The sequence below is a fragment of the Mesorhizobium caraganae genome (genome assembly GCF_016836705.1).
GTDB classification, from domain to species: domain Bacteria; phylum Pseudomonadota; class Alphaproteobacteria; order Rhizobiales; family Rhizobiaceae; genus Mesorhizobium; species Mesorhizobium caraganae.
Genome location: NZ_JAFCGY010000016.1, coordinates 26,432 through 42,428 on the forward strand (window position 1 = coordinate 26,432; position 15,997 = coordinate 42,428).

17 protein-coding genes and 1 pseudogene are annotated in these 15,997 nt (G+C 62.1%); 13 read left to right on the top strand and 5 right to left on the bottom strand.

All coding sequences use genetic code 11. The features are described 5' to 3' along the window. Window positions 1-240 precede the first annotated feature (240 nt). The 5 genes from JQK88_RS23165 to JQK88_RS23185 all read left to right on the top strand — a co-directional run bounded on the left by JQK88_RS23165 (window position 241) and on the right by JQK88_RS23185 (window position 4,477). Window positions 241-999 carry a transglycosylase SLT domain-containing protein gene (locus JQK88_RS23165; protein WP_376740445.1) on the top strand — a complete coding sequence of 253 codons (759 nt, stop codon included), beginning with the start codon at window positions 241-243 and terminating at the stop codon, window positions 997-999. Between the two features lie 16 nt (window positions 1,000-1,015). Beyond that, on the top strand, window positions 1,016-1,567 hold the full coding sequence (locus tag JQK88_RS23170; RefSeq protein ID WP_203279550.1) for a chloramphenicol phosphotransferase CPT family protein: 552 nt from the start codon (window positions 1,016-1,018) through the stop codon (window positions 1,565-1,567). A 163-nt stretch (window positions 1,568-1,730) separates the two neighbouring features. Further along, on the top strand, window positions 1,731-2,867 hold the full coding sequence (locus tag JQK88_RS23175; RefSeq protein ID WP_192259283.1) for a sterol desaturase family protein: 1,137 nt from the start codon (window positions 1,731-1,733) through the stop codon (window positions 2,865-2,867). Window positions 2,868-2,973: 106 nt separating this feature from the next. After that, window positions 2,974-3,720, top strand: coding sequence for a Stf0 family sulfotransferase (locus JQK88_RS23180; protein WP_203279551.1), 747 nt, complete (start codon window positions 2,974-2,976; stop codon window positions 3,718-3,720). Window positions 3,721-3,739: 19 nt separating this feature from the next. Beyond that, complete coding sequence (locus JQK88_RS23185) at window positions 3,740-4,477, top strand: class I SAM-dependent methyltransferase (RefSeq protein WP_203279552.1); 738 nt, start codon at window positions 3,740-3,742, stop codon at window positions 4,475-4,477. Window positions 4,478-4,481: 4 nt separating this feature from the next. On the opposite strand, the gene JQK88_RS23190 is transcribed toward JQK88_RS23185, so the two are convergent. After that, window positions 4,482-6,824: a response regulator gene (locus tag JQK88_RS23190; protein ID WP_203279553.1), complete on the bottom strand. Its 2,343-nt coding sequence runs from the start codon at window positions 6,822-6,824 to the stop codon at window positions 4,482-4,484. A 128-nt stretch (window positions 6,825-6,952) separates the two neighbouring features. Continuing rightward, a complete protein-coding gene (locus JQK88_RS23195) occupies window positions 6,953-7,168 on the bottom strand; it encodes a tautomerase family protein (RefSeq protein WP_192259286.1) in 216 nt (71 codons plus the stop codon). A 111-nt stretch (window positions 7,169-7,279) separates the two neighbouring features. Between JQK88_RS23195 and JQK88_RS23200 the strand changes: the two genes are divergently transcribed. The 4 genes from JQK88_RS23200 to JQK88_RS23215 all read left to right on the top strand — a co-directional run bounded on the left by JQK88_RS23200 (window position 7,280) and on the right by JQK88_RS23215 (window position 10,652). Beyond that, window positions 7,280-8,173, top strand: coding sequence for a LysR family transcriptional regulator (locus JQK88_RS23200; RefSeq protein ID WP_192259287.1), 894 nt, complete (start codon window positions 7,280-7,282; stop codon window positions 8,171-8,173). A 122-nt stretch (window positions 8,174-8,295) separates the two neighbouring features. After that, a complete protein-coding gene (locus tag JQK88_RS23205; RefSeq protein ID WP_203279554.1) occupies window positions 8,296-8,775 on the top strand; it encodes a carboxymuconolactone decarboxylase family protein in 480 nt (159 codons plus the stop codon). Beyond that, window positions 8,775-9,632 carry a sigma-70 family RNA polymerase sigma factor gene (locus tag JQK88_RS23210; RefSeq protein WP_203279555.1) on the top strand — a complete coding sequence of 286 codons (858 nt, stop codon included), beginning with the start codon at window positions 8,775-8,777 and terminating at the stop codon, window positions 9,630-9,632. Before JQK88_RS23205 ends, JQK88_RS23210 begins: the two co-directional genes overlap by 1 nt. A 126-nt stretch (window positions 9,633-9,758) precedes the next feature. Next, window positions 9,759-10,652 carry an aminoglycoside phosphotransferase family protein gene (locus JQK88_RS23215; RefSeq protein ID WP_203279556.1) on the top strand — a complete coding sequence of 298 codons (894 nt, stop codon included), beginning with the start codon at window positions 9,759-9,761 and terminating at the stop codon, window positions 10,650-10,652. A gap of 102 nt (window positions 10,653-10,754) precedes the next feature. Here JQK88_RS23215 and JQK88_RS23220 read toward each other — a convergent pair. Both JQK88_RS23220 and JQK88_RS23225 read right to left on the bottom strand, forming a co-directional pair. Further along, a pseudogene (locus tag JQK88_RS23220) lies at window positions 10,755-10,961 on the bottom strand (hypothetical protein); the annotation flags it as partial. A 58-nt stretch (window positions 10,962-11,019) separates the two neighbouring features. Next, window positions 11,020-11,604, bottom strand: a complete 585-nt coding sequence (locus JQK88_RS23225) for a TetR/AcrR family transcriptional regulator (protein ID WP_192259291.1) — start codon at window positions 11,602-11,604, stop codon at window positions 11,020-11,022. A gap of 102 nt (window positions 11,605-11,706) precedes the next feature. Between JQK88_RS23225 and JQK88_RS23230 the strand changes: the two genes are divergently transcribed. Then, complete coding sequence (locus tag JQK88_RS23230; RefSeq protein ID WP_203279557.1) at window positions 11,707-12,522, top strand: oxidoreductase; 816 nt, start codon at window positions 11,707-11,709, stop codon at window positions 12,520-12,522. A gap of 105 nt (window positions 12,523-12,627) precedes the next feature. Next, on the top strand, window positions 12,628-13,629 hold the full coding sequence (locus JQK88_RS23235) for an NADP-dependent oxidoreductase (protein ID WP_203279558.1): 1,002 nt from the start codon (window positions 12,628-12,630) through the stop codon (window positions 13,627-13,629). 99 nt (window positions 13,630-13,728) lie between these two features. Here the strand turns inward: JQK88_RS23235 and JQK88_RS23240 are convergent, their stop codons facing one another. Then, window positions 13,729-14,646 carry a polyprenyl synthetase family protein gene (locus JQK88_RS23240; RefSeq protein ID WP_203279559.1) on the bottom strand — a complete coding sequence of 306 codons (918 nt, stop codon included), beginning with the start codon at window positions 14,644-14,646 and terminating at the stop codon, window positions 13,729-13,731. A gap of 79 nt (window positions 14,647-14,725) precedes the next feature. On the opposite strand from JQK88_RS23240, the gene JQK88_RS23245 reads away from it, so the two are divergent. Both JQK88_RS23245 and rpmF read left to right on the top strand, forming a co-directional pair. Then, window positions 14,726-15,484 carry a biosynthetic peptidoglycan transglycosylase gene (locus JQK88_RS23245; RefSeq protein ID WP_203279560.1) on the top strand — a complete coding sequence of 253 codons (759 nt, stop codon included), beginning with the start codon at window positions 14,726-14,728 and terminating at the stop codon, window positions 15,482-15,484. 153 nt (window positions 15,485-15,637) lie between these two features. Continuing rightward, on the top strand, window positions 15,638-15,820 hold the full coding sequence (gene rpmF / locus JQK88_RS23250; RefSeq protein ID WP_008834724.1) for a 50S ribosomal protein L32: 183 nt from the start codon (window positions 15,638-15,640) through the stop codon (window positions 15,818-15,820). Window positions 15,821-15,997: the final 177 nt, after the last annotated feature.

Consider the following 15,997-nt stretch of genomic DNA (forward strand, 5'->3'; position numbering starts at 1 on the left):
ATGCCGAAAATCTACTCCGGTGGCCACCTGAAGGCGTCTTCTGCGCTTCCGGTGCTCACGGACCTAATGTCCGCTCCGCTCCGGTTCTCGAAGCCACCATCATCTGGCTCACCGGAGCGATTTTCAACACGGGCTCAGCGTTCGGCGCGCTTCCTAGCGCTCCTCGTTTCCCTGGTTTGGCTTTTATGCGGCAACGCGGCGCTCGCCGATCCACCACAATCGCGCTCTGCGGCGAAACGATTGATCGGCCGCGTCTGCGACCTGATCGAGGCGCATGCCGAGCAGAACGGCCTGCCCAAGGATTTCTTCGCCCGGCTGATCTGGAAGGAAAGCCGGTTTGATCCCAATGCGGTGAGCCCGGTCGGCGCTGAAGGCATCGCCCAGTTCATGCCGGGTACGGCCAAGATGCGTGGCCTTGCCGATCCCTTCGACATCGACCAGGCGATCCCGGCCTCGGCGAAGTATCTCGCCGAGATGAAGGTCAGCTACGGCAATCTCGGCCTCGCGGCGGCCGCCTACAATGCCGGCGAGAACCGGGTGTCGCGTTGGCTCGGCTCCGGCGGCTTCCTGCCGATGGAAACCGAAGCTTACGTCTTCGACGTCATGGGCGAGCAGGTCGACAAGTTTTCCGACAGCGCCTACGCCGGAACGGTCGAGCCGCTCGATACGAAAACGAGCTTTGCCGTCGCCCGCCGCAAGCTGCCGGTGATCATGTCCAGAACCGTGGCGATGGCTTCGATCAATGTGAAGCCATGGGGCGTGCAGGTGGCAGGCAATTTCCGCCGCGGTGCTGCGATCAATCAATGGCTGCGAGTACGGAGCCGGTTTCCGGCGCTGCTTTCCGGGCATCATCCGGTGGTCAGCCGGGTGCGCACGCCAATCGGCCGGCGCGGCATTTATGCCGTCAGGATCGGTGTCGACGACCGTGCTGCGGCCAATGTCATCTGCCAAAAGCTGCAGAGCGTCGGCGGCGCCTGTATCGTCGTGCGCAACCGGTAGGCACGAGGGTGACGATATGACTGCCAAAATCGTCCTGCTCAATGGTGTCGGCAGCGCCGGCAAGAGTTCGATTGCCAGAGCCCTGCAGACGATCACCGCCACGCCCTTCCTGCATATCCAGATGGATGCCTTCATCGACATGCTGCCGGAGGCGCTTCAGGATCATGCCGACGGGTTTTCCTTTGAGACCGTGCTGGAAGACGGCAAGCCGTCGGTGGTGATCAGGAGCGGGCCGGTCGGCGCGCGCGCCATGCGTGGCATGCGCCACGCCATCGCCGCCATGGCCGGGCAAGGCAACGATCTCATCGTCGACGACGTGATCTTCAATGACGAGATAGCGGAGTATCGCGGGTTGCTGTCGGCTTTCGATTTGCATGTCGTCGGCGTCATGGCGCCACTGGAGGTGCTGGAAGCGCGCGAGGCCGCGCGTGCCGACAGGCTGCCCGGCCTGGCGCGCTGGCAGTATCCTCGCGTCCACACGGGCATAGGCTACGACCTCGAAGTCGACACCAGCCGACTGACGCCACTCGAATGCGCCCGTCGCATCCAGGAAAAGTTCGGACTATAGCGCCTGGCGTCTTTGCCACGATCGTAGCTTCCGCCGAGCTACCAAGACCCGATAGTCATCTCTAATGTTCAAGGTCGCGTCGACCGAATATTAATGCGCTACACTGTAGTAAGATGGGTCGATATCTCGGGCGAGAGCTTTGGGATCGTAAAAAGGGGGCATCATGCCGGTGGCAAATTTCCTGAGAAGAGTCGTCGGTGAGCTGGAAACGCCGCGCGCCAAGCGCCCGTTCGGTTCCGGCTGGCTGTCCGGCTCGATTGCCTTGCTTGCCGGGGTCACCGCCCTGTTGATGGTTGTCGTGCTGCGCTATCCGTCGCTGACGTCGATGCCGGATCTGGCGCCCATTCATCAGATGCTGTTCTTCAAGCCGGTGCTCTACTTCGTCCTGATCTCCGGCTATATCCTGGCCATACTGAGCATGATGCTGCGCAGGCAAAAGACGCTTGGCGCGGCGGCCATGTTCACCGTGCTTCTGGCGTCGCTGATCGGCATGCTTCCGGTGCATCATCAGCTGAATATCGACGGGGTGTTCTTCGGCCTCGATTTCTTCATCTTGAACGCCCTGTTCATGGGCGTGCTGTTTGTCCCGCTTGAGCGCCTGTTCGCCCGCAACAAGGATCAGACGGTGTTTCGCGACGAATGGCGCGAGGACCTGTTCTACTATCTGGTCTCGTCGCTGCTGGTGCAGATATTGACCTATCTGACCTTGGCCCCATCCAATCTCGTCAATGCCCAGGGCGGTCTCGGTTCCGTGCGTGCCTGGGTCCACGACCTGCCTTGGCTGGTGCAGTTGCTGGCGGTGATGTTCCTGACCGACCTTGCCCAGTATTGGGTGCATCGGGCTTTCCATCGCATCCCCTGGCTGTGGAACTTTCACGCGGTCCACCATTCAGCCAAGTCCATGGACTGGATTGCCGGCGCGCGCATGCATTTCCTGGAAATCATCGTGCTGCGCAGCCTGACCGCCACGCCGATGTTCGTGCTGGGTTTCGATGAATCGGCGATCCAGACCTATATATTGATCGTCTACGTCTATTCCTCCTTCATCCATTCCAACATCGGAACCAGTTTCGGCCCGGTCGAAAAGCTGCTGGTGTCGCCGCGCTACCATCACTGGCATCACGGCCTCGAGAAAGAAGCGATCGACGTCAACTTCGCCATTCATTTCCCGCTGCTCGACCGGCTGTTCGGCACCTATCATATGCCTGAAGGACGGTGGCCGAAGGGCTATGGCATTCATGGTCACCCGGTGCCGAACGGATATTGGCGCCAGTTCCTCTATCCATTCCGGCGCGGCTAAAGCGGTTCTACGAAGCGCCCGCATGTGAATGTGGCGGTCGCGTCCAGATGCGATTTGCGCTATTGGGCAACCGTGTTTCAGCTGGCTCTGACCTGGATGTGTGCGGATGTTCGACGCCTACATTATGTGCGGCACGCCGCGCACCGGAAGCACTCTGCTGTGCGGTCTTCTGGCGTCGACTAGGACGGCCGGCGATCCGCACTCATTCTACCAGGATGTTGCGGAATGGGCCGAAGAGTGGGCTTTGCCGCATCCCGAAACGATGACCGCGCATGAGTTCGATGTCGCCTATCTCGATGCGGCAATCCGGGCCGGGAAGGGCGGGACAAATGTCTTCGGCCTGCGCCTGATGCGGGAAAATCTGGATGAGCTGTCGGCGATCCTCGACGGGATTTTCCCGGACCTGCCGTCGGACAAAGCGCGTTTCGAAAAGGCCTTCGGCCGTGTCCTCTACATCCATCTTTCGCGCGAAAACAAGCTGGCGCAGGCGGTCTCGCTGATCAGGGCGGAGCAGACCGGGCTTTGGCATATCGCGCCCGACGGAACCGAGATCGAAAGGGTCGCACCGCCGCAGGAACCCCGATACGATTTCGAGCGGATCCAGCATGAGCTCGCTGAGGTCGAGACCTATCATGCGGCCTGGAACATCTGGTTCGCTAAGCAAGGGATCGTCCCGCTGCGCATCGGTTATGAAAGCCTGTCAGCCAATCCGGCTGCGACGCTGGCGTCGATATGCGAGGCCTTGGGCGTTCCGCCGCCCAACAGCGGCGATATAAAGCCAGGCGTCGCCAAGCTCTCGGACGAGACCAGCCTCGACTGGATGCGCCGCTTTCGCCGGGACGCGGCTGTTTGAACCAATGATAGAAGGGCAGATGACCGATCTCATCTACACCGATCCGAATTTCGTTCAGTTCTACGATATAGAAAACCAGGACCGCGCCGATTTTGAGTACTGTATCCGTCTTGCCAGGGATGCTGCCACGGTGCTCGATCTCGGTTGCGGCACCGGTCAACTGGCCGCCGAAATGGCCAGGGGACGCAGCGTTACTGGCGTCGATCCGGCGTCGGCCATGCTCGACGTTGCGCGCCGCAGGATCGGCGGCGACAAGGTCGACTGGATCGAGGTAGACGGGCGAACGGTGCGGCTCGGGAGACGCTTCGACCTGGTGCTGCTGACCGGTCACGTGTTCCAGGTTTTTCTGACAGAAGACGACCAGCGGGCGGTGCTGCGCACCATCGCCGAACATCTCGCTCCGGGCGGGCGCTTCGTTTTCGACACCCGCAACGCCGCCGCGAAGGCGTGGCTTGAATGGACTCCGCAGCGTTCCGAGCGGATGGTAGCGCATCCCGCTCTCGGTACCGTCAAGGCCTGGTATGATGCCGCATACGATGCCGCCACCGGCGTCGTGGCCTATTCGACCTTCTATGAAATTCCAGGCGGCAGACCCGTTCTGAGTGCCGCATCGAGAATCGCATTTCCGAAGAAGGAAGATCTCGCCGGGATGCTGGACGAAGCCGGCCTGCTGGTGGAGCAATGGCTCGGCGGCTGGCAGGGCGAACCCTATGTCGACGCCTCGTCGGAAATCATCCCCATCGGCCGGTTACGCTGACGGATCAAGCCGTCTTCGCCGCCACCGTCTCGCTGAGCCAGGTGCCGATCTTGCTGCCGAGGCGGTCGGGCGAAACGGGCTTGGGCAGATAGTCGTCCATGCCGGCCTCGATGCATTTGTCGCGGTCGCCCTTCAGCGCATGCGCGGTCACGCCGATGATCGGCGTATGGTTGCCTGTCGCCGCCTCCGCCGCCCGGATGGCGCGGGTCGCCTCATAGCCGTTCATCTCCGGCATGGAGACATCCATCAGGATCAGCTTCGGCCGCAGCGCGCGGTACATCTCGACGGCGGTGCGGCCATTGCCGGCGATGCGGTAGCTGAGGCCAAGCCCGTTGAGGATCTGGCCGAACACAAGCTGGTTCACGTCATTGTCCTCGGCAATGAGGATATCGATCGGGCCGTTCGGCGTGGTCATCGATTCGGGCACTGTGGCGGCAGGCATCACCGGGCCGCGAATGACGGTGAAGGCCGGCGGCGCCACGGGCGCCGCCTGCGCAACCACGGGTTCGCGAACGAAGTGGGCCTTGCCGATCTGGGCTCGCGCCTTCTGGATGACCGAGATGACGGTGCCGAGCAGGATGGCCGAGCGCGCCGGCTTGGTCAGATGCGCGGCAATGCCGAAATCGATGACCATCTTACCGAAATCGACCTGGTCGACCGAAGTCAGCAGGACCATCGGTATGGCGGAGAGACGGCTATCGGCGGCAATCGCCTTGGCGACGTCGGCGCCGTTCATGCCGGGCATCTGGTAGTCGAGGATAATGCAGTCGACCGCCGCACCGAGTTGGCTGGCCCGGTCGAGGAAGGCGAGGCCGACCGCGCCGCTTTCGGCGGCGGCACAGTCGAAGCTCCAGCTTCTGAGCTGTTCCAGCAGGATCTCGCGGTTGACCGGGTTGTCGTCGATGACCAGCACGCGGGCGCCGGTGACGTCGACGGGCACGATCTCGTCGCGGGTGTCCTGCTGATGCGCCGGCAGCGGCACGGCGAACCAGAACACCGAGCCGCGGCCGATCTCGCTTTCGACGCCGATCTTGCCGCCCATCAGGTCGACGAGGCGGGCGGCAATGGCAAGGCCGAGGCCCGTGCCTTCATGGCGGCGCGTCGACGAGCCGTCGACCTGGGCGAATTTTTCGAACACGTTCTCCAGCTTCTCGGCCGGAATGCCGATGCCGGTGTCCTCGACGCGAACCTTGAGCTGGACAAGACCGTCGACCACCTCGCCGCCGACATCGATCAGCACATGGCCCTTTTCGGTGAACTTCACCGCATTGCCGAGCAGATTGGTGACGATCTGGCGGAAGCGTCCGGCATCGCCCACGACATGGGCCGGCAGGCGCGGGTCGACACGAACGATCAGCTCGAGATTCTTTTCAGCGACGCGTGCCGACACCAGCGTCGCCACGTCCTCGACCGCTTCGGCAAGCCGGAAGGGCGCCGGATCGAGCGTCAGCTGGCCGGCATTGATCTTGGAGAAATCGAGGATGTCGTTGATGATGGTGAGCAGCGCATTGCCGGATTTGACGATGACGTCGGTGAAGGTTTTCTGGCGCGCCGTCAGGTCGGTTTTGGCGAGCAGCTCGGCCATGCCCAGCACGCCGTTCATCGGCGTGCGGATCTCGTGGCTCATATTGGCCAGGAATTCCGATTTGGCGCGGTCGGCCGCTTCGGCCTTGAACAAGGATGCGGCGGATTCGGTGAAAGCGCGGCGAATCGCCTTTTCCATCGGCCGGAAGATCCACAAGGCGGCAATGGCAAGAACCGCAAACAAAAGGCCGCTTGCCCACAAAAGCAGCCGGTCGCTGGAGGCGTCGGCCAGATGGCGTTCACTGTCCATGGCGGTGCGCACCCGCACCAGCATCGGCTGGACGAACAGATCGTTCTGGTTGAGGATTTCGCGCGAACTCCATTCGTCGGTCTTTTGCGCCGCCGACATCAGGTTGAAATTGCGCACCATATCGCGCGACGACCAGAACAGGTCGCCGTTGACGGAAGCGGAGGAGAGTTCGTTGAGGGTCCTGGCCGACAGGCTCGGCCTGATCGCGGCAAGCTGGGCCGAGAGCGTTTCGATCTCTCCGGTCAGGCGTTGCGAATGGCCGCGCGCGGCGGCGGCAAGGCCGTCACGGGTTTCCGTGCGCCATGCGGTGCTGGCGGTTTCGGCAAAACTGGAAGCATTGCGCAGATCGCGGGTGAAGACGACGAGATTGCTGCTCAGCGCGTCCACGTCGTGACGAAAGGAATTGACGCGATTGAGCGCAAACATCACGGCGGCGGAGGCCAGCGCGAAGATCAGCAATCCCGAGATATAGCGGATCCGGATCGAACGGATGAAGGAAGAGTATTCCGGCATGCGCAACCCCAACACATACGCATCATTTTAATGGTCGGGATTACGCTTGATTTACATTAAAATTTCGTTCGCGCCGGATCCGTTGCATTCATATGTGCCAAGCACGGACTGGATGCGATATCCCGAACTCAGGCGTCCTTGGCCCGGTAGGCATCCGGAATGACGAAGACTTCGTCAGCGCGACCGTAGCCTCCGTCGGCGACTTCCTCGATCAGCACCATAGTGTAGGGGCGAACGCCTTCGCCGAAATACTCGACGAACATTTGCGTCGTCCTGTGAACGAGTTCTTCCTTCTGTGTCTTCGTCAGAGCGGCCTGCGGTGTCTTGAAGCTGGCAAACGGCATTTTTCAGTTTCCTTCAGGTTGAATGCTGCAGGAATGGATATAGCCTGCCACGTTATCCGAATAATCGGGGAACTCTTGACAGCAGTATTCGGACAGAGCGAACAATAGGCTATGGATCGACTCGACAGGATGCGGCTGTTCGTTCGCGTGGTGGAACGGCGCAATTTCACGGCGGCGGCGGCCGATCTCGGCTTGCCGCGTTCAACCGCGACCGAAGCAATCAAACACCTGGAGGATCATCTCGGGACGAGGCTGTTGGACAGGACCACGCGCCACGTGGCCACGACGCTTGATGGACAGGCCTATTACGAGCGCTGCCTCTCGATCCTGGGTGAAGTGGAGGATGCCGAGGCGGGATTCCGCAGCGCCGAACCGCGCGGCCTGTTGCGCATCGACGCGCATCCGCTGCTCACGCAGAGGTTCCTGTTGCCGGAGTTGCCTGCGTTCCTCGAACGCTATCCCCAGATCGATCTTCATATCGGCCAGGGCGACCGGCTGGTCGATCTGGTACGCGAAGGGGTCGATTGCGTCATCCGTGCGGGCGAACCACAAGACAGCGGCATGATCATGCGACGGCTGGCGATGATCGGCGAAATCACTTGCGCCAGCCCGATCTATCTGAAGCGCCAGGGGATGCCCGCATCGCCTGACGCCCTGGAAGGCCACCAAGCCATCGGTTTCGTCTCCTCGCGCACAGGCGAAGTCCTGCCGCTGGAGTTCACGATCGGCACAAGGGTGCATCGGGTCACGCTGCCGGGCCGGGTGAAGGTCAACAATTCGGACACCGCGGCCGCGCTGGCGCGCCTGGGCTTCGGGCTTCTGCAAGCACCACGCTATCGGCTCGAAAAAGATCTGGCGGACGGGACACTGGTCGAGGTGCTGCAGGATTTTCCGCCGACGCCGACGCCATTATCGGCGCTCTATCCGCAGAACCGGCAGCTTGCTCCCCGGCTACGCGCTTTCCTGGAATGGGCGTCCCGCATCTTCGCCGAGGCGACACTGTGAAGGCCGGATCGGCGTCATCCCCTGCGCCAATCTCAGCTGTTGCGCAAAAAAATCTGGCCTGATGTCACACCAGCCGATCCTGTCTCGTCATGAGAGTGTACCCAACAACAAGGACTGCAATCATGACCGCCAAACTGGACCTCTTCGCCGCTGCCCCTGCGCTGATCAAGCAGTGGCAGCGCGCATCGACCGAGCTCTCTGTCGCCGCGGGGCTCGAGCACAGCCTCAACGAGCTGGTCAAGCTTCGGGCGTCGCAGATCAATGGCTGCGCCAACTGCATCAATCTGCATGCGACCGAAGCACGCGAGAATGGCGAGACCGAGCAGCGCATCTACCTGCTGCCGGCCTGGCGCGAGGCGCCCTGCTACAGCGACCGCGAACGTGCCGCGCTCGGCTGGACCGATGCGCTCACGCGCCTCTCGGAAGGACAGGACCGCGAACGCGCCTATGATGATCTGAAGGCGCATTTCACTGACGAGGAGCAGGTGAAGCTCACCGTGTTGATCAATATCATCAATGGCTGGAACCGCATCGCCGTCGGCTTTGGGCTCTACACCGATGCTGCGGCGATCCGCTCCAGCGCCAAGGCGGCCGCGGCCTGATGACGGAGGCGGCTTCTGAAGATACGGCAGCGGGCTTCGGCCCGCTGCGGCCGAAGCTGATGCGGGTCGCATACCGCATGCTCGGTTCGGTGACCGACGCAGAGGATGTCGTGCAGGAGGCCTTCATCCGCTGGATGGGAACCGACCGGTCGCAGGTGCGCGAGCCCGAAGCGTTCCTGCGCCGTACGGTGACGCGGCTTTGCCTCGACCAGCTCAAATCCGCGCGGCGCCAGCGCGAAACCTATATCGGTCCTTGGCTGCCCGAGCCGATCGTGGAAGAGGACGACCTGGAAGACGTCACCTTGCCGCTGATGCTGGTGCTGGAGCGGCTTTCGCCGCTGGAGCGGGCGGCCTTTCTGCTGCACGATGTGTTCGGGCTGGAATTCGAGGAGGTCGCGACCGCCCTCGAGCGCGACGCAGCCGCCTGCCGCCAGCTTGCCGCCCGCGCACGCGGCCATGTCCGTGAGGCGCGGCCACGCTTCAAGGTGGAGAAGCAACGCGGCCTCGAGATCGCCGAAGCCTTCTTCGCGGCCTCGCGCAGCGGCGACATGCAGGCGCTCGGCGTGCTGTTGACGGAAGATGTCAGCGCCCATGCCGATGGCGGCGGCAAGCGTCCAGCAGCCATGCAGCCATTGCTCGGCTTCGATGCCGTCATGAAGCAGTACGAGCAGGTGGCGGTCTGGTTACGCGAGAACGGCTCGACGCTGGTGCGCGTCGGCTTCATCAACGGATTGCCAGGGTTCATCACGCTGGAAGCCGATGGTGAATTGCAGACGACCGCGCTCGACATCGAGGGTGGAAAGATCGCGGCCATCTATGTCATGCGCAATCCAGACAAGCTCCGGCATCTGCATTAGGTAGTAGCGCGCAGCCACGGGCAGTGGCAAACGCCCTCATTCCGGCTATTGATCACCTGCCAACAGGGCAAACAGAGGACATACAGTCACTGCACATGTGGTCAAACCACTTGGGAGCGGCAGCTCATGCATAGCGACCAGATGCGCATCGAAATCGACCTCGCACGAGACCTGATCCGCGATCAGTTCCCTCAGTACGAAGATCAGAAGATCGTGCCGCTCGTAACAGCAGGTACCGTCAACGCAATTTTCCGCATCGGCTCGAAATACGCCGCACGCTTCCCCTTGCGATTGATGGACCAAACCCAATGCACCATCCTGCTGAGGGCGGAAGCGGCTGCGATGAACGAACTGAAGGAATATTGCCCGTTTCCAACTCCTCAACCGATTGGGCTAGGCAGACCGAGCCCAGCCTACCCCATGCCTTGGCTGGTACAGAGTTGGATAGAGGGCGAAACGGCGACGCCCAACGGGCTGAGCGGCTCAACAGCCTTCTCACTCGATCTTGCCCGTCTCGTAACCTCGCTTCGCAGGGGAGATGTGAAGGGGCGACGTTTCGATGGGCGAGGGCGAGGCGGGAACCTCTCAGATCATGACGATTGGATGGAGGTCTGCTTCTCCAATAGTGAAGACCTTCTCGACGTCGCGCGTCTTCGGCACCTATGGGCTGTCCTACGCGAACTGCCTCCTGCAGGTTCCGAGGTAATGAGCCATAAGGACCTCATCCCGGCAAACCTCTTGGTACAAGGGCAAAGTCTGGTCGGAGTTCTTGACGGTGGCAGCTTCGGCCCAGCCGATCCGGCGCTCGATCTCGTCGTTGCATGGCACCTACTCGACCGTGCCCGTCGGGCAGTCTTTCGCGAAGCCACTCAAGCCGGTGAGTTGGAATGGAGGCGCGGCGCCGCATGGGCTTTCCAGCAGGCGATGGGTCTCGTTTGGTACTATCGGGTGACCAATCCGACCATGAGTGCTCTGGGGCGGAGCACGATCTCTCGTCTGCTTGAGGATCTCGCAGTCTAGTCCGCGAATTCGGTTTCAGTATGGCCGCATCTGGCCGGTTCGCTCCCAGCTGACCGACTGCTCCCACTAATCTCAGTTTGTTCGCGTTTATGGGTTCACCGCCTAGCTCGCCGCTAAATCGAATGGCGGTTCGAATCGCAGAAGACGTCGGTTGTTGCGGATTGTCACGAAACTTGCCGCAGCCTTCAGCAAGGCTGCCTGTTCGCCGTAAGGCTCAAGCAATTCATGCGCCTGGTCGACGAGGCCGTGCAACTGCTTGCGGGCACGGGCCGCGCCGTGCAGCGCCACCAGCGTCGCCTGACGCGAAGCGAAGCCCTATTGTGCTGCGGCCGTCATGATGTTGTCATCCTTGTTGCCGCTCCGATCTCTAGGATGCCTTCTCATCCTCACCTGGCTGGATCAGCCTGCGCGCCGCATCTGTTCCTGCCGCAAGGATGCGATCCGACAATTCCGTCCCTGCCACCGCGCGGGCCAGTTGAAGCGCGCCGATGAGGGTCGCAAAGACACCCATGGCGGCGCCTTCCGGATCCCTGGTCTGCGGAAGCGCTGCAGACAACTGGCGCACCAAAACCAGCAAGCGTTCGGTGTAGATTTCGCGCGTTTCGAGCGGCTGACGCGCGAGTTCCGGCAGCAGCGCGGCATTGGCGCAGCCCGTTCCCGGATTATCCCGATGCTCAGCCGACAGATACGCCGCTATGCCCATCTCCGGACCACCGGCGGCCAATACCTCGTGCAGTTGCTGCGACTGGGTCTCCAGGGCCGCCACCAGGCTTTCACGCACGAGCTCCGCCTTGGATCGAAAGTGCGGATAGAAGGCTCCGTTCGTCAGCCCGGCATCGCCCATGATGGTTGCCAGTCCCGACGCGGCGATGCCGTCACCGCGAAAACGCTGCGCGGCGACCTCGACGATCCGATCGCGGGACGCGTCCTTCCGGCCCTTTTCGTAGCGCATGGCTGCTATTCCTTTCTGCTATTGCATTATGCTCGTAATGTGGTATTATGATCGTAATTCAATCGCCGGCAAAAAGCTAGCCCCATGCATCTGGAGTATCAAATGAGTGCCTTTTCGGGAAGAACCGCAATCGTGACCGGAGCCTCTTCGGGCATCGGCCGTGCCACCGCCGAGGCTCTGGCGCGCGCGGGATTTACCGTCTTCGGGACAAGTCGCCGCAAGGTCGGCAACGGCACAGCACAAGTGTCCATGCTGACGTGCGACGTGACCGATGAGGCCTCGGTGGCAAAACTTGTCGATGAGGTGTTAGCCAAGGTCGGGCGCATTGACCTGCTCGTCAACAATGCCGGCATCGGCTTACTCGGAGGTGCGGAGGAATCCTCAATCGCCCAAGCTCAGGCGCTCTTCGATGTGAACGTCTTCGGCGTCCTCCGGATGACGAACGCGGTGTTGCCGATCATGCGGCGTCAAGGAAAGGGCAGGATCATCAACATGAGTTCAATTCTGGGCCTGATCCCGTCTCCCTTCAACGCACTGTATGCGTCGACGAAGCATGCCATCGAAGGCTATTCCGAATCGCTCGACCACGAACTGCGCACCTTTGGAATCCGGGTGGTGCTGGTCGAGCCCGGCGTTACCCGTACATCCTTCGAAGAGAATGTCACCAAACCTGATCGGCTGCTTCCCGTCTACGATTTGGTGCGCCCTCGCATGGAGGCGTTGATGCGGAAATGGGTAGAGAGCGGCGACGCCCCCGACATTGTGGCAAGTGCGGTGGTGAAAGCCGCGACGGATGCAACACCGCGCAGGCGCTACACTGCTGGAAAACAGGCGGGTCAGGTCCGCTTCCTGCGCCGTTTCCTTCCTGAATCCGTGGTCGACAAGAGCCTCCGGAAGATCAACGAATTGCCGGTCTGACCCAGGATGAGCTTGCGCAAAGGGGTTCCGTCTACCAGCCTGAACAAGAGGGGTCGAGGGGTTCCGCCCATGCGGCACATCAATCACTTTCAGAAAGTCACTGCCATGAAGGCATTCGTTGTCGATAAATATAACAAGAAAGGCATTCTGCGGCTGGCCGAGATGCCGGAGCCGGAGTTGCAGGACAATGATGTCCTGGTTGAGGTCCATGCCGCAGCGGTGAACCTGCTGGATTCCAAGGTTAGGACCGGCGAATTCAAGCTCATCCTGCCCTATCGCCGGCCCTTCATCCTTGGCCACGACGTGGCTGGGAGGGTTGTCAGGGTGGGCTCGAAAGTCCGCAAATTCAAACCCGGCGACGCTGTCTATGCGCGGCCGCGCGACGGTCGGATCGGGACATTTGCCGAATTCATCGCAATCGATGAAGCCGATGTGGCCCTGAAGCCCGCGAACCTCAGCATGGAAGAAGCGGCTTCAATCCCTCTGGTGGGTCTGACCGCCTGGCAGGCTCTCGTCGAGAGGGCAGGCCTGAAGAAAGGCCAGAAGATCTTCATCCAGGCTGGCTCCGGCGGCGTGGGGACATTCGCCATCCAACTGGCAAAGCACCTCGGCGCGACCGTTGCGACAACGGCGAGCGCGGCGAGTGCCGACCTGGTCAAGGGTCTCGGCGCCGATGTCGTCGTCGACTACAAGAAAGACGACTTCGAGAACGTCTTGTCGGGCTACGACGTCGTCCTGAACAGCCAGGACGCCAAGACGCTTGAAAAATCCCTGAATGTGCTGAAGCCGGGCGGCAAGCTCATCTCCATTTCCGGTCCGCCGGATCCCGAATTTGCCAGGACGCAGGGGCTGAACGTGGTGCTAAGGCTCCTGCTGCGCCTGCTGAGCCGCGGTATTCGGACCAAAGCCAAGCGCCGAGGCGTGGGATTTTCGTTCCTGTTCATGTGGGCGCAAGGTGAGCAGCTGAGCAAAATCACGTCCCTCATCGAAGATGGGGCGATCCGCCCGGTTGTCGACAGGGTCTTTCCCTTTGAAGCGACCAATGAGGCGCTGGCTTACGTCGAAACAGGACGTGCCAAGGGCAAGGTCGTCGTCAAGGTCAGGTAGCGCACCCACTTGCTTCGCGGCGATCAAGTGACCCTGGGCAAAGCAGCGCAAAGCGGACAAATTTCGAGAACGGTGTCAGCTGTCCGATTGGCCAAAAGGTTAGCTGTTGCGGATTGCCACGAAGCTTGCTGCTGCCTTCAGCAAGGCTGCCTGTTCACCGTAAGGCTCGAGCAATTCATGCGCCTGCTTGACCAGCCCATGGAGCTGGCTGCGCGCCCAGTTCGTGCCGTGCAGCGCGACCAGCGTCGCCTTGCCGGCGGCAGCGTCCTTGCCGGTCGCCTTGCCCATCTGGCTGGCATCCGCGGTCAGGTCGAGCAGATCGTCGGCAAGCTGGAAGGCAAGCCCGACCGCCGAGCCGAATTCGGCCAGCCGGTCGCGGTCCTGCGGGGCGGCGCCGGCAATGATGGCGCCGGCTTCGCAGGCGAAGCGGATCAGCGCGCCGGTCTTCATCGCCTGCAGCCGGATGATGCCGGCCTCATCAGGCCTGTCGCGCTCGGCCTCGAGGTCGAGCGTCTGGCCGCCGACCATGCCGCCGGCGCCGGCCGCGCGCGCCAGCGCCAGCACCAGGGCTGCGCGCCGCTCCGCCGGCAAGGCCGTCGCCTCATCGGCGAGGATATCGAAGGCAAGCGTCAACAGCGCGTCGCCGGCCAGGATGGCGGTGGCCTCGTCGAAGGCCCTGTGCACGGTGGGCTGGCCGCGACGCAGATCGTCATCGTCCATAGCAGGCAGATCGTCATGGATCAGCGAATAGCAATGCACGCATTCGAGCGCGGCTGCCACGCGCGATGCGGCCTCGCCATCGGCGCCAAAAAGAGCGGCACTTTCCATGACCAGGAAGGGGCGCAGCCGCTTGCCGCCGTTCAGCACGCCATGCCGCATGGCGGCCATCAGGCGCTCCGGCCGGGCGATCTCGCCGGCAAGCGTGCGGCCGTCGAGCAACAGCCTGAGCTCGGTCTCGATCGCCGCCGCCCGCACCAAAAGTGCGGCTTCAAAGGCCATTTGCTCGTCTTTCGTCATGGCCGGGAGCGGTAGCCGACACTCAGACGTTGCGCAAGAAGCCTCGCGCCATTATGCCGGAGGCGGGAGAGTGGCGCGGGTGGGCGGCTTGACGGAACCGATCGTCGATCATGAAACCGAAGGGCTGGACATGGCGCGACCGAGGCGCGTGAACCGCGCCGGTCTGAAGCGCCTGGCTCGGCGCTGCCTGGTCGTCGCCGCCGTGCTGGTGGCGATCCCCATTGTGCTGACCTTCCTTTATTTGCCGTCCTTCGTGCATCCGATATCGACCTTGATGGTGAAGGACCTGGCGACGTTTTCCGGCTACGACCGGCGCTGGGTGTCGATCGACGATGTGTCGCCGGTGCTGGCCAATTCCGTGATCATGTCGGAGGACGGGCAGTTCTGCTTCCATCGCGGCGTCGACCTTGGCGAGTTGCGCGGCGTCGTCGACGATGCGCTGGCCGGCGAGGCAACGCGCGGCGCCTCGACCATCACCATGCAGACGGTGAAGAACCTTTTCCTGTGGTCGCGGCCGCTGGGCTCGGTGCGCAAGGTGGTCGAACTGCCGCTGGCCGTTTATTTCGACGCGGTGATGTCGAAACGGCGGATCATGGAGATCTACCTCAACATCGCCGAGTGGGGACCGGGCATTTACGGCATCGAGGCCGCCGCCCAGCATCATTTCGGCGTTTCGGCAAAACGGCTGTCGCGGCGGCAGGCGGCATTGCTCGCCGTCTCGCTGCCCAATCCGATCGCCCGCAATCCGGCCAAGCCCGGTCCGGGTCTGCGGCGGCTGGCGTCGCTCATCGAACGCCGCGCCGGCCGTTCCGGCGCCTATGTCGGTTGTCTTGATTAGGATGAACCGCTGCCGGCTCAAAAAAATTCGCCGCAGTGCTGGCCAAAACGGCGCAGGGCGTGTATAGGCACCCGACTTTCTCAGATTATGGCCCTGACGCGGCCCTTTCACGAGGGCTATCGGGGCATTTTGACCATGTAGTGGAGCATATCCATGGCCGTTCCGAAACGAAAAACCTCTCCGTCCAAGCGCGGCATGCGCCGCTCGGCCGACGCTCTCAAGGCCCCGACCTATGTCGAGGACAAGAATTCCGGCGAAATGCGCCGCCCGCACCACATCGACCTGAAGACCGGCATGTATCGCGGCCGCCAGGTTTTGACGCCCAAGGAAAGCTGAGACCAGCTTTTCGAAGGTCGAATACCCAAAAGACCGGCCATTGGCCGGTCTTTTTGCGTTTGATGGCCGCCTGGCTGCTTTGCGCCGTTCTCTATGCCAAAGGCCGAACCGTCGCTGGCGATACACGCAGCCGTCGCGGTGCTGTATTGCGTTGCGTCGCCGCGATTGCGGCTGAAG

Excerpts from the sequence above, each read along its gene's own strand:
- JQK88_RS23240 (WP_203279559.1), bottom strand. The coding sequence starts at position 14,646 with ATGACGAAAGACGAGCAAATGGCCTTTGAAGCCGCACTTTTGGTGCGG.
- JQK88_RS23230 (WP_203279557.1), top strand. The coding sequence starts at position 11,707 with ATGAGTGCCTTTTCGGGAAGAACCGCAATCGTGACCGGAGCCTCTTCG.
- JQK88_RS23175 (WP_192259283.1), top strand. The coding sequence starts at position 1,731 with ATGCCGGTGGCAAATTTCCTGAGAAGAGTCGTCGGTGAGCTGGAAACG.
- JQK88_RS23180 (WP_203279551.1), top strand. The coding sequence starts at position 2,974 with ATGTTCGACGCCTACATTATGTGCGGCACGCCGCGCACCGGAAGCACT.
- JQK88_RS23185 (WP_203279552.1), top strand. The coding sequence starts at position 3,740 with ATGACCGATCTCATCTACACCGATCCGAATTTCGTTCAGTTCTACGAT.
- JQK88_RS23190 (WP_203279553.1), bottom strand. The coding sequence starts at position 6,824 with ATGCCGGAATACTCTTCCTTCATCCGTTCGATCCGGATCCGCTATATC.
- JQK88_RS23235 (WP_203279558.1), top strand. The coding sequence starts at position 12,628 with ATGAAGGCATTCGTTGTCGATAAATATAACAAGAAAGGCATTCTGCGG.
- JQK88_RS23200 (WP_192259287.1), top strand. The coding sequence starts at position 7,280 with ATGGATCGACTCGACAGGATGCGGCTGTTCGTTCGCGTGGTGGAACGG.
- rpmF (WP_008834724.1), top strand. The coding sequence starts at position 15,638 with ATGGCCGTTCCGAAACGAAAAACCTCTCCGTCCAAGCGCGGCATGCGC.
- JQK88_RS23215 (WP_203279556.1), top strand. The coding sequence starts at position 9,759 with ATGCATAGCGACCAGATGCGCATCGAAATCGACCTCGCACGAGACCTG.
- JQK88_RS23225 (WP_192259291.1), bottom strand. The coding sequence starts at position 11,604 with ATGCGCTACGAAAAGGGCCGGAAGGACGCGTCCCGCGATCGGATCGTC.
- JQK88_RS23205 (WP_203279554.1), top strand. The coding sequence starts at position 8,296 with ATGACCGCCAAACTGGACCTCTTCGCCGCTGCCCCTGCGCTGATCAAG.
- JQK88_RS23195 (WP_192259286.1), bottom strand. The coding sequence starts at position 7,168 with ATGCCGTTTGCCAGCTTCAAGACACCGCAGGCCGCTCTGACGAAGACA.
- JQK88_RS23210 (WP_203279555.1), top strand. The coding sequence starts at position 8,775 with ATGACGGAGGCGGCTTCTGAAGATACGGCAGCGGGCTTCGGCCCGCTG.
- JQK88_RS23170 (WP_203279550.1), top strand. The coding sequence starts at position 1,016 with ATGACTGCCAAAATCGTCCTGCTCAATGGTGTCGGCAGCGCCGGCAAG.